Origin of the sequence: Cedecea davisae, from assembly GCF_044095835.1 — a bacterium.
GTDB classification, from domain to species: domain Bacteria; phylum Pseudomonadota; class Gammaproteobacteria; order Enterobacterales; family Enterobacteriaceae; genus Cedecea; species Cedecea davisae.
Map to the genome: position 1 here is coordinate 1,721,476 of NZ_CP172054.1, position 11,947 is coordinate 1,733,422.

Below are 11,947 nucleotides of genomic sequence, written 5' to 3' on the forward strand. Positions count from 1 at the left end.
CATATTGATATAGTTCCTTTCAAAAGATAATTATTCTCATTATCATAAGTTATGTTATAACGTAACAATTAAAGGTGTGCCGACATATAGAATGAGTCTGTCCATTATTTGATGACTTATTCTGGGGAGGAATTATGTCAACTGAACATATCAAAGAAGAGAAACTCAACATTGGTGCCGTGCTGGCTGTATCACTTAGTACAGTGATTGCGATGCTGGACAGCACTATCGCAAATGTTGCCTTACCTGTTATTGGCAAAGATTTTGCCGTCTCAGAAGCTGCATCCATCCTGATAATCAATGCTTACCAGTTTGCTGTGGTCGCTTCATTGCTGGTATTCGCTGCATTAGGAGGCAAAATAGGTAACAAACGTATTTTTATTCTTGGAGTGATTTTTTTTGCGCTTTCCTCGTTAGGATGTGCACTTTCTGAAACACTGATGATGCTGACGGCTTTTCGCGTCATTCAGGGCTTTGGGGCTGCGGCCATTCTAAGTGTGAATGCGGTGTTGATTAAAGAGATCTATCCTGCCCGGTTGTTAGGTCGTGGATTGGGGATTAATGTAATGGTGGTCTCTGTTTCCGCAGCGGCGGGCCCGTCAATTGCTTCAGCTATTATGTCAGTTGCGAACTGGAACTGGTTGTTTTCTATTAATGTACCGATCGCTTGTATTTCATTGCTGCTCTGTATTGTATCGTTCAAATCGACGCAACGTACCGAAAACCGGTTTGATAAAGCGGGTGCGTTGCTGGTTTTCCTGACGTTCGCTTCGTTTTCAATGATGATGCTGGGTCTGGCGAGGAACAACGTGTTAGACATTATCCCAAGCTCGATTATTCTTGTCGTGCTGGCAATCACTTTGTATCTGAATCAAAAAAGAAAGGTTACTGATGCTTTGATCCCGGTTGCGATATTTCGCAACAGGACATTTTCTCTGTCGTTATTAATGTCTTTGTTATCATATAGTACGCAGTTACTGGCATATGTCTCCTTACCATTTTATTTTCATAATGTATTAAACCGCAATGTCGTTGAAATTGGCATGCTGTTAACGGCATGGCCGCTGGCGACAATGTTGACGTCATTGGTCGCGGGTGAACTAATCAAAAAGTTCGAGCCCAACCTGGTAGCATTTACCGGACTATTACTACTTTTGATAGGCACTCTTTTAATGACATGGCTGCCCGTACAACCCTCGAATCTGCAGATCCTCTGGCGGATCGCTATTTGTGGTTTTGGTTTTGGACTATTCCAGTCCCCTAATAATTTTCTCATTATGACTTCGGTCCCACATGAAAATAGCGGTATTGCCAGCGGATTATTAGGCAGTTCACGTCTGATTGGGCAGATTATTGGTTCTGTGCTGGTGGCGTTTTTCTTTAATAACTTTGGGCGTAATGTAACAAATATTAGTCTTTTCGCCGGAGCATTGTTCTCATTTATGTCTCTGGCGGTGAGTTATCTCCGCTATAAATCTGCTTCTCATGACGTTGGTTTTGTTAAGAAAGTAATGTAAATCTTTCAATAAAATAATCATGTGATGCTATTAAATTACAATTCATTTAACTCATTGAGGTGCTAAGTATGCTTAATGGAAAAGTATTATTCTCATTATTCATATCATCGATAATATTATTATCAACGGCAAGCTATGCCAATAGTAGTGAGGTGAGTAAGACGATAAATGACCAAAATATGAAAAATACTGAAGAAATACCCATAAAATTCAACCGTATTATTATCACCGGTAATTGCCCCTTTGGTGTAATTATGGCAAATGATTTGGCATATAAACATGTTGTGGGCGTAGGACCTTGGGCTTTTCTGCATTCAAACATGAAACTTCTCAAGGATATGAAGCCAGATATCGACCGTATCACTACTGACTTTATTAATAAAGACTATGTTGTAAATATGGAATCCTTACTAAATTTACAACCAGATATTATTTACTATTATGGTAAAAGTCAGAATGATAATCTGGAGCGGGCAGGGATCCCAACTATTAATCTTGATGCTGGTGGTGACACGAAATTTGAGCCAGTAGTAACGCAAACGTATTGGGAAAACGAATTTAACCAGACGCTTGGTTTACCTCACAGTCACAAATTTTCGGAAGCATGGAAGAGAAGTCTTAATGAGGCAAAACCCTATGCCGAGAAGATCAAATCACAACATATTCGTGCATTGTATCTTGAGCAGAGTGATGGGAAAGAACTCAAGGTGAGTGGGCCGAAAACATATGGTGATACCTATCTTAAGATGGCGGGGATGGAAAACGTAGCAAGTGATCTAGTCGTAAAAGGGGATGCTGGCAGGTACATTAATGTTTCAATGGAGCAAATAATTCAGTGGGATCCCGATATTGTATTTGTGGTCTTTGGTAGTGCGAAGGATATTCTTAACAATAAAAATCCTGGGCAAGACTGGCATAATGTAAAAGCATTCAAAGATGGGAAAATATTTTCCACGCCCGTGGGGCTACATAATTGGGGAGGATTGTCTGCTGAGACTGCGCTATTACCATTGTTTATGATTAATAAATTTAACCCTGACTATATAACAGATGCAGAATTGAAAGTTGCAACGCGGTTACACTATAAAAAAGTATTTGATTATGAAATTCCGGACGCGCTATTAACCGATGAGTTAAGACAGCGGTAATAAAATAATTCGGCGCATAGGTTTTTATTTTGAAAGGTTAGTTATGCAGGAAAGACAAAAATACCGCATGCTAATGTGGATTACAATCGTATTGTTACTGATTGTGGCTATGATTTCTTTGTTCATAGGTCGCTATACATTATCTTTCCCCGAAATAATGACGGAGGTATTACATGATAATGGTCGCCGTTGTTTGAGCGCAGGATTCTCGGTTATATGCAATCTACGGTTGCCAAGGATTATTGCTGTAATGATGGTAGGGGCAGGGCTATCAGTAGCAGGCGTGACGTATCAAGCAGTGTTGCGAAATGCGCTGGCGAGCCCGGATGTGCTCGGTACATCTTCCGCCGCAGCGTTCGGCGCAGCACTTGGCATACTGCTAGGTTTTCCACTACAGCTCAGCGCTTTTTCCTCTTTCTTCTTTGGCATTGTCAGCCTTTTATGCGTGATGGGACTTTGCCATTTCAAGAAAAACAATGGGGAGCTCACGACTATCCTGTCGGGCATCATAGTGGCTTCGGTGTTTATGTCTTTTGTATCAATCATTAAATATGTTGCCGATCCACAGGACGAACTTCCGGCTATCGTCTTCTGGCTTATGGGGAGTTTCGCTTCTTTGGTCAAAGAGCAGGTTTATGGACTCATCCCGCTATACATCGTTTGTTATCTGGTTATCTACAAACTTCGATGGAAAATCAATGTGTTGTCTCTGGGAAATGATGAGGCCAAAATTGCTGGAATGAACCCACAATTGTTGAATGCAGTTTTGCTAATCACAGCCTCAATTTTGGTGGCAGCATCAGTCACCATCGCTGGCGTGGTGGGTTGGGTTGGTCTGGTTATCCCGCATCTGGTTAGAACGCTGGTCGGGTACAACCATAGCAAGCTGATCCCGGCTTCGGCTGTATGTGGTGCGTTGTTTTTATTGGTCATCGACAACATTGCCAGGACCCTGACTTACGCAGAGATCCCCATTGGAATACTTACTGCTCTGGTTGGTGCGCCTTTATTTGCTGTACTGTTCATCATGAGTAACCGATATGATCGAAGTGAATAATCTGACGTTCGCGTTCAAAAAGAGTAAAACTGCCTTTAACAATATCAGCTTCTCCATTGATGAAGGTGAGGTACTGTGCGTATTAGGACCGAATGGTGTTGGCAAAACAACATTGCTTAAAACGGTTACCGGTCTGTATCAACCGGTTAGTGGCTCATGTCATATTGGCCGAGTGGGAAACCGGAAAGCTCGTATGGCGTATGTCCCGCAGGCCAAACATGTTCACTTTTCTTACAATGTACTCGATTTCATCTCCTTTGGGTGCCCATTACGGGGCGGAATGCTGGCATCTCCTGGGGCGAGGGATATCGAAAAAGCGGGGCAAATATTGTCGGAACTTGGTGCTTCATATCTTGCAACCAAAGATGTTAACCAGATCAGTGGTGGTGAGCTACAGATGTGTTATATCGCGAAGGCGCTGGTCTCAGAGCCGGACATCCTTGTGCTTGATGAACCTGAATCAAATCTTGATTTTAATAATCAGTCTCTCATTATCAATTGGTTGCACACGTTGTCGCGGGAGAAAAATGTTACTATTATCCTGAATACGCACTTCATCAATCATGCAAATAACATTGCAGATAAATGTCTGCTAATGGGCAAAGATAGTTACTGTTTTGGAACTACACAGAGAGTCTTACAAGAATCTCTCCTCGCCGATTATTTCCACGTCCCCGTCAAACGTTGTCATTTTGAACACAACGGAATACAGAAAGAATCATTTATTGTTGCATTGTGAAAGGTAGCCAATGTCGCGGTGAGAACGAGAAATGGGCGATTATGATTTAAGCCCAGTCGGGCTTTACGAAGCTACTGGTATTAAAAATTATAATATGTCGTTCTGATTGAATAACCCGCATGCGTCAAGTGAATCTACGACGCAGCGTTTTTGCTTTTTGCTGGAGAAAGCAAAAAAGCCGCATCAGTCTGCACTGATACGGCTTTGATTTATCAAGACTATTAAATCACTAGCCAGCTAGAAGCGTCGTTTTTCCTCTCCCCAGTATGTAGGGCGGTACATAGCATTTGCGGCAAGTATCCAGATAATCCGACCACCACTGCATCATCGCCTTTCTTGCTTCCAGATGCTCTGCTCTGTGAATATATGCCTGACGTACGGAGTTACGTTCCTGGTGGCTCATTTGCCGTTCAACAGCATCCTGTGACCATATACTGGATTCCATAAGGGCACTGCATGCCATTGTCCTGAAACCGTGACCGCAGATTTCCATTTTCGTGTCCCAGCCCATCAGGCGTAGTGCCTTGTTCACTGTATTTTCACACATCGGTTTATACGGGTTATGGTCCCCGGGGAACACGAGTGCATTATCTCCTGAGATATTCTTAATCTTTTTCAGAATCGCGATCGACTGATGTGAGAGGGGGACGATATGAGGCCTGCGCATTTTGGCACCACGACCAGAGTAACGCACTCCTTCAATAGCTTCGCGCGTGGCGGGTATTGTCCAGACCTGGTTTCCGAAATCAATTTCATGCCAGCGGGCAAAACGCAATTCACTCGAGCGAATGAACAGATGCAGTGTTAGCAGGATGGCAAGGCGGGTGAGTTCACGGCACTGCTGAAAACTCTCAATGCTCTCAAGCAGTTCAGGAAGACGCTCCAGTGGTAGAGCGGGGTAGTGACGTTTTACTGGTGGAGCCGTCACGCCGTCAAGGTTTGCTGCCGGATTAAAATCGATTAATCCATGATGTACGGCGTAGCGCATGATATTCCGGAGATACTGCCGTGTACGGGATGCAACCTCCAGTAGCCCCTTTTCCTCAATTCCTTTTAATAAAGTGATGAAGTGTCGGGGTTTCAGTTCTGAAACTGACATGGTGCCAATGACTGGGAAGATATGATTACTCATGCTAGCCAGCAGACGGTCGGCTGTATTTTGTGACCATTTTTTATTGCTCTTGTGCCATTCAAGTGCAACGTTTCTAAACACTTTCTTTGGCATGCGAGAACTGCGTTCGGCTGCTCGCTGCTCTGCTGGATTGATGTTCAGTACCAGCATTTTGCGAATACCTTCACGTTGACTACGGGCGTCTGAGAGGGAGATGACTGGGTAGGCACCGAGTGCAATGCGGGATTCTTTACCTTTAATACGGTACTTGAGATACCAGTGACGTGAACCGCTTGGTTTGACCAAGAGATACAGACCGTGGGAATCGGAAATTTTAAAGGGTTTATCAGATGGTTTGAGACTGCGGATTTTGGTGTCGGTAAGAGACATATGGGGTCACTCCATAATAGAACGAACCGGACCCCAGATTTGACCACCAATTTTTCCCGATGCGGAGGATAAAATCAAAATGCATCAGGAGAAGTTTTCACGCTAAGCTGTTGTATTAAAACAATACAGGCATTAATGAAGCTGCACGAAAACAAGAATTTGGCTCCTCTGACTGGACTCGAACCAGTGACATACGGATTAACAGTCCGCCGTTCTACCGACTGAACTACAGAGGAATTGTTTCAACGGGGCGCATGTTATCGTTAGCCATAAAAACTGTCAATAGTAAAAGTAACGTATTAATTCGTATGATTAATTTTGCGCCGTGTTGTTGATTTAATGCACCGTGTTTCCGGCCACTCCTGGGGTGTTTTCCCGATCAACCAGCCGTTGCAGCGGGTCTTGTCCGTAGAACTGGCAAAAACGCTGGTAAAGCGAGGCGAAGCGAGGCGTGAAAAGCTGTGGGGCGCTGAAGAAATATTCGGAGAGCACCGCAAAACATTCCGCCGGATCGGTGGCCGCATAGGCATCAATGCTGGCGGCGTTTTCGCCCACCATATCGATCTCATCCTGGATGCTGTCCATCGCCGCATGGAGGTCGTGCTCCCAGCCTGCAACGTCGCGCAGGGCAATCAGCGGTACGCCGCTGGCGCGGTCGCCGTTGCGGGCGTCCAGCTTGTGGGCGACTTCGTGGACTATCAGGTTAAAACCGGAGGCGTCGAAAGAGTCCTGCACGTCCAGCCAGTTAAGCACCACCGGACCCTGCTGCCAGCTCTGCCCGGACTGCACCACGCGCTGGCTGTGCACCAGGCCAAAATCGTCCTGCCATTCGTCATCGACGATAAACGGCGCGGGGTAGAGCAGCACTTCATGAAAGCCGTCCAGCCACTCGATACCCAGCTCTAAAACCGGCAGGCAAAATAGCAGCGCAATACGGGCGGACTTTAGCTCATCCAGTTCAAAACCCTGTACCGGCACCAGCCGTTTTTGCTGTAAAAAACGCTCGCCAAGGGTAATAAGTTTTTGCTGCTCGGTTTCACTGAGTGGCGCCAGCACGGGAATGGCTAACGCCTGCTCCCACGGCAAAGCCGGGGCAGCGGTTGAATCACTTGCTTTCCAGGGCCACTTAATCATGTTACTTGCTCGCAAAGTCATCGTTTGAACAGAAACGAAAGAACGCAGGCTGTTAAAATGCCGCATAACCTGGCATTATGGCAACCACCAGAACGGAGAGATGCCGGAGCGGCTGAACGGACTAGTCTCGAAAACTAGAGTAGGGGCAACTCTACCGGGGGTTCAAATCCCCCTCTCTCCGCCATTCTTCGCCGCACAACTTATCACCTGGCTTGTGCAGCAGGGTAGTTGTTTACCCACCCTTAGTTCATTCTGTGAACCAGATCTTGTAACCTCTTCATTCGCGGAGCATTGCTGCCGTGAACATCGCATTTATTTTAATCTGCCTTTCATTTTCTTCTTGTTGATATTTTGGCCTGGGTTAAGTTCTATAATTCAACCAGGATTTTCAACTCAAGGAAAAACAATGCCTAATACCTGGATTATTCTCGCTATTTCTATCTGCGCAGAAACGCTGGCTACCACCATGATGAAAGCCTCTGACGGTTTCAGTCGATTAGTACCCAGCATCGTGGTGGTGGTGGGCTATGCCGTCTCATTTTACGGCCTGTCGCAGGTTGTCAAAACCATGAATATCGGCATCGCTTACGCCATATGGGCGGGCATGGGGATCTTCCTGGTTTCCGTGATGTCATTCCTGTTTTATAAGCAGAAACTCGATCTCCCGGCCCTGGCAGGCATGCTGTTCATTGCCGTGGGGATTATGATTATTCAGCTGTTTTCGAAGTCCGTTACCCATTAACAGGCACTTTCAGGGCGGCTACTTCTCCGCCTTTTTGTCTTCGCGCCATTTGTAGGACACACGCTGATACCATGGTTCCGGCACGGGATGAACGATGCTGCGCAGCGCTCTGGCGTAATCCATCACCAGCCCCGGCGTCCAGGCCATAGACACGGCGCGTTTACGAACCTGAGCGGCTATCCAAAGTTCGGGCATTGCGAGTGTTCTGAGTATGGATAGCCAGCTTTTACTGCGCCTGGACAGCACGCCATCCAGCGAGGCCTCCAGCGCATAGGCAACGCTGCTTGAGCAATTGCGATAGGTCAGATTATAGGTTTTGGTGAGCTTGTAGGCGCTCCAGAAGCGCTGTAAGGCTTTGCCGTTGTACTGGTGGAAGTAGATTTTGCGATCTGAATGGCACCACTCAGCTGCCTCCGTGGCATAGTCCGGCTGGAACGTGCCCGGAACGTCGTTATCGCGTGTTGCCTTGAGGGTATTTAAAAACTCAGACGGTGAGCGGTCGATGTCCTCTGCCGGATAAAGACTGATGTAGATACCCGGCGGGACCTCCAGCGCGGCATGGCCGGTTGAAATCACACCTTCGGTATCCACGGCGGCGATATAGCGATTGATCACCGGCCGGGGGATGGTCGAAGCGCTGGCCGTGCCTTCCGGGGTCCAGATATGCACCGTTAATGGTTCGCTAAAATCAGCGCCAGACGAGTCTACCGGCTTAGCTTTTGTTTCAGCACCTTTCTTCACTTCAAAGTTCATTCCCGCGGGCACCAGAAGCTCAAATACAGAGGTGCCTTCTTTCAGACGTGCTACACGAAGCGCAAGCCGCACGGTATGGATGCCGCTGAAGATCATTAACGTTCCCAGGAAGAAGGAGACGGTGGCTTTGTAGTGAGTCGGCCAGGGGCTGAACATGAAAATGGCGAACACGATCTGCGCCATGCCGGTGACCAGCGTGCTCTTCCAGTGCGGGAAACGAACAATCCACGCGGAGAAAATCACAAACAGGCCAATCACGAAGTAGGCAAAGCCGAATACGATTGCCAGCAGCAAGTTGCTATAAGATTGATTCGATAAGATAAGCAGCGAGACGAAACAAAAGACCCCGCCTTTAAAGTAAAGCACGGCCTTTTGCGCCCCAACGCCGCCGGAGGCAATGCTCAATGTGACCAGGCTTTCCATCAGTAATAGCAGGCCAAAAAAACGCAGAGGAAAATAGGTCACGCCGTCCAGGCCATCAAGAAATATAGCCAGCCCGAGCAGGCCCCAGAGCCCACCCAGCAGGATCAGGTATTTAACCCGGGAGCGCATAAAATCAACGCCGAATAATAACAGGGCAATCTGAATCACAAGCTTTCCGCTCCTTAAAAGTCATCACATCCGTGTTTAGATAGCCAGATCGTAATGACTGGTCTGCCAGTTTCCGACAATAATCCGCGAGCCACCGTTGGACATGGCAACGCCGCCGCTGTCAACCAGCGTCAGCCACTCGTCGTTATTCGTTTTTATACGGAATATCAGCGCTCTGTGCCTGGCCTTAGCCGGGGTAAACCAGTGTTGCCGAAGTTTTTCCCGATCTGAAGGGTGCACATGCCGGAGCACTCGCTCCACGGTGTTGAACTCATCCGGGGAGGCTGAACCCAGCAGGGAAGAGAGATCGTTCTCCCAGTTAAATACGCCCGTGGCGGGCTCCAGTCGATAAAGCACGCCGTTCCCGGCTAGCCTGCCGGTGTCCGGGTTGAAACGGTTAGTTGAACGTCTTACTACACGCACAAACACGATAAGCAAAGCCGCGGCTGAGAGATAGCTCAGCGCCAGCAGCAGTGACTCCGTGAAGCTGAGGCCATGGAGAAAGAAAGGCCCCTGATGCTGGTCGGTAAAGTGGATAACGATTGCCCCCAACGCCACCAGTCCGATGGACCCGCCGCGGTTACCCCATACCAGAGAAAGCATCATGGTCAGCACAATCGGCAAGCAGGAGAGAGCGAAATAGAGCGCGGCGGCTTCGGTTCTGAGCCAGGTCCCCTTGTAGTCGAAAATAAATGCCGTTGCCACGCAGAGCAACAGCAGCAGCGCAAGACCGGCCAGGCGGGTGGGCCAGGAGGCGGAAGCCGCGGGCCCCCGTTTATTCACGAAACCCATCACTACGGTCGTGGCAAAGAAGATCCCCGTGACATCGGCAACGAACCCGTTCCAGATGGTTTTTGTCATCGGCTGGTCGGTGATAAAGGCGTAACCTCCGCCGACCAGCAGCGCATCTAACAGGCTGACAATAAAGGTGGAGCATATCCACAGAAGGATGACATGCAGGTCGTCATTAGCGCGCGAGAAGCGTCGAACAATCCAGGCGATGAGCACGTTAGCAGGCATCGCCAGCAGCGAATACCCCAGCGTGGTGACAAATATGGGAACGCTCTGCCATGCCTCATCAAGCAACACGCTCATTAATGCGAAAATAAGAATAAGTACGGGATAGTCGCGCCAGCGGGCGGACAAAAAAGCCGCTACGGCAACGCCGGAAGGAAACCAGACGATAGCAATGGCAGAATTTGGATCGTCAAATTTAAGCGATATCAGTCCCGAGAGATAATATACCCCGCCCCACAAGAGCAGGATAAAGGTTCGCTGTAGCCAGGAGGGGAAATACGTTTTCATTTCTCGTCCATTTTTGATTCAGAGAAAGCGCGCTGCATTCCGCTGTGGATCTATGTTTAGCTTTAATGCTAACAACCCTTTGCCGAAAAACAAAGGGGGGCCGTATGTCGGCCCTCAGACCGCATGCCGGGTGTCAATTTTGTTCGGCGAGGAAAGATGCCCGGCGCTGGCTCCGGTAGGCTGAATCTGCGCCTCATCCTGATTGCTCTCTATGACGGAATGCTCATGTATTTGCCCATAGGGTCTGCTATCTGCGGCGATACTTTGTTTATTGAAGCCTGACCGTGATTCTGCGTCAGGGCGCAAGCAGCGGGCAGCAGGAGAGGGAAGTAAAGCTACGCGCAAGGTTTCCCTCAGCCCTCTTTGTACCCATTTCATCGCCTGATTGGGCATGGCCGAGACGGATATTTTACCGGCCAGCAGGCAGGGCTTAACGTTCCAGACCATCAGCAAAATGTCCTTTCGGGTTCCGGCGTCGGTGGTATGGCGAATCTTTGCCGCAGATAAATGCGAGCTGGCCTGTGCTTCCCAAGTGTAAACAAGCAGGGAAGCCGGAGGATTCAGGTCATTTGTCGCCTTCACCGGGAGCTTCAACATGCCGGTAACTATCAGTATAGCCAGTAAACCCGGCAGTATTATGCTGCACAGAAATAGCAGGCGCTCGCTGATTCTTTTCAGAAAAAATAAACGTGTTTTGAACCCGGACATCCGATGCTACCCCAGGGCTGGATCCGCCGTTTTCGGTGAGGAAACGGCCATCAAGCAACCCAAACTTAATTAACGAATCAGCAAACCCGGTTATGAAAAAATTAATTTGCTGTAGATAAAATGATCTAAAAACGAGGGTTTATTATTCTTTATCCCAACGATCATCCTCTTACTGAGTAAATACCGGCTCAACGAAAAGGGATAAACCTCATTTCATAGCGATTTTACACTTATCCGGCTTTCATTTCTGGAGTTTTATTATGGATGTGGTGTTTTTTGTGGTTTTATATTTTTCTTGTTTTCGATTGGGCGGGTGGATCGATTGTATCCTGAGCAACGGTGGAAAACGGTGCCGATCGATAAGCAGCGCCGTTTTCCTGTAGGGGCTAAATCTCAATCACTCTGATTCCGGCTTTTTGCGCCATTCTTATGCATTCCGCGGTATCTTCCCCTCCGGGGAAAGCCAGCAGTACGTCGGGGCGGCTGTCCTGGAGCATAAACAGGTTACGGCGCACTTCGGCATATTTCCCGTGTAGCGCCCAGTTTGCCGGGTAGCGGATGACGTGGATATCGGTTCCGCGCGCCCAGGTCTCGATTATTCCCCCCAGCGCCTGATGGCCGCCGTGGATTAAAACGTTGATGCCCTGCGTGCTGGCGTAAAGCTCCAGTACGCGGGTCACGGTATTGGTGTCGGCATAAAACCGACCCGAGCAGATTAATACTCTCACTGGTCTGTACCTTAAAGTTGCTTT

At 48.0% G+C, this 11,947-nt stretch carries 11 protein-coding genes and 2 tRNA genes; 6 read left to right on the forward strand and 7 right to left on the reverse strand.

What is annotated here, in order from left to right; translation table 11 throughout:
• Window positions 1-134: 134 nt before the first annotated feature.
• The 4 genes from ACG1VR_RS08500 to ACG1VR_RS08515 all read left to right on the forward strand — a co-directional run bounded on the left by ACG1VR_RS08500 (window position 135) and on the right by ACG1VR_RS08515 (window position 4,461).
• Window positions 135-1,517: an MFS transporter gene (locus ACG1VR_RS08500; RefSeq protein ID WP_199963249.1), complete on the forward strand. Its 1,383-nt coding sequence runs from the start codon at window positions 135-137 to the stop codon at window positions 1,515-1,517.
• A gap of 68 nt (window positions 1,518-1,585) precedes the next feature.
• The gene (locus ACG1VR_RS08505; RefSeq protein WP_269933738.1) at window positions 1,586-2,665 is read left to right on the forward strand and encodes an ABC transporter substrate-binding protein; all 1,080 of its coding nucleotides are present in this window, start codon (window positions 1,586-1,588) and stop codon (window positions 2,663-2,665) included.
• A 43-nt stretch (window positions 2,666-2,708) separates the two neighbouring features.
• Window positions 2,709-3,722 carry an iron ABC transporter permease gene (locus ACG1VR_RS08510; protein ID WP_199963251.1) on the forward strand — a complete coding sequence of 338 codons (1,014 nt, stop codon included), beginning with the start codon at window positions 2,709-2,711 and terminating at the stop codon, window positions 3,720-3,722.
• Window positions 3,706-4,461, forward strand: a complete 756-nt coding sequence (locus tag ACG1VR_RS08515; protein WP_395490705.1) for an ABC transporter ATP-binding protein — start codon at window positions 3,706-3,708, stop codon at window positions 4,459-4,461. The genes ACG1VR_RS08510 and ACG1VR_RS08515 overlap by 17 nt, the downstream gene beginning before the upstream one ends.
• A 229-nt stretch (window positions 4,462-4,690) precedes the next feature.
• Here ACG1VR_RS08515 and ACG1VR_RS08520 read toward each other — a convergent pair whose 3' ends face one another.
• From ACG1VR_RS08520 to mtfA, 3 genes are all read right to left on the reverse strand, one after another.
• Window positions 4,691-5,962: an integrase arm-type DNA-binding domain-containing protein gene (locus ACG1VR_RS08520; protein WP_199963254.1), complete on the reverse strand. Its 1,272-nt coding sequence runs from the start codon at window positions 5,960-5,962 to the stop codon at window positions 4,691-4,693.
• A 160-nt stretch (window positions 5,963-6,122) separates the two neighbouring features.
• A tRNA-Asn gene (locus ACG1VR_RS08525) sits at window positions 6,123-6,198 on the reverse strand.
• 100 nt (window positions 6,199-6,298) lie between these two features.
• The gene (gene mtfA / locus ACG1VR_RS08530; RefSeq protein ID WP_395490706.1) at window positions 6,299-7,096 is read right to left on the reverse strand and encodes a DgsA anti-repressor MtfA; all 798 of its coding nucleotides are present in this window, start codon (window positions 7,094-7,096) and stop codon (window positions 6,299-6,301) included.
• 94 nt (window positions 7,097-7,190) lie between these two features.
• Here mtfA and ACG1VR_RS08535 point away from each other — a divergent pair.
• Both ACG1VR_RS08535 and ACG1VR_RS08540 read left to right on the forward strand, forming a co-directional pair.
• A tRNA-Ser gene (locus ACG1VR_RS08535) sits at window positions 7,191-7,280 on the forward strand.
• 222 nt (window positions 7,281-7,502) lie between these two features.
• Window positions 7,503-7,838 (forward strand): multidrug efflux SMR transporter, encoded by a 336-nt coding sequence (locus ACG1VR_RS08540; protein WP_016537095.1) that lies wholly within the window; start codon window positions 7,503-7,505, stop codon window positions 7,836-7,838.
• A gap of 18 nt (window positions 7,839-7,856) precedes the next feature.
• Here ACG1VR_RS08540 and ACG1VR_RS08545 read toward each other — a convergent pair whose 3' ends face one another.
• The 4 genes from ACG1VR_RS08545 to ACG1VR_RS08560 form a co-directional block, all read right to left on the reverse strand.
• Window positions 7,857-9,182 (reverse strand): HdeD family acid-resistance protein, encoded by a 1,326-nt coding sequence (locus ACG1VR_RS08545; protein ID WP_395490707.1) that lies wholly within the window; start codon window positions 9,180-9,182, stop codon window positions 7,857-7,859.
• A 36-nt stretch (window positions 9,183-9,218) separates the two neighbouring features.
• On the reverse strand, window positions 9,219-10,487 hold the full coding sequence (locus tag ACG1VR_RS08550) for an MASE1 domain-containing protein (protein ID WP_395490708.1): 1,269 nt from the start codon (window positions 10,485-10,487) through the stop codon (window positions 9,219-9,221).
• A 114-nt stretch (window positions 10,488-10,601) separates the two neighbouring features.
• Window positions 10,602-11,084 carry a hypothetical protein gene (locus ACG1VR_RS08555; RefSeq protein WP_244878513.1) on the reverse strand — a complete coding sequence of 161 codons (483 nt, stop codon included), beginning with the start codon at window positions 11,082-11,084 and terminating at the stop codon, window positions 10,602-10,604.
• A gap of 497 nt (window positions 11,085-11,581) precedes the next feature.
• Window positions 11,582-11,923 (reverse strand): DUF2493 domain-containing protein, encoded by a 342-nt coding sequence (locus ACG1VR_RS08560; RefSeq protein ID WP_039898378.1) that lies wholly within the window; start codon window positions 11,921-11,923, stop codon window positions 11,582-11,584.
• Window positions 11,924-11,947 lie beyond the last annotated feature (24 nt).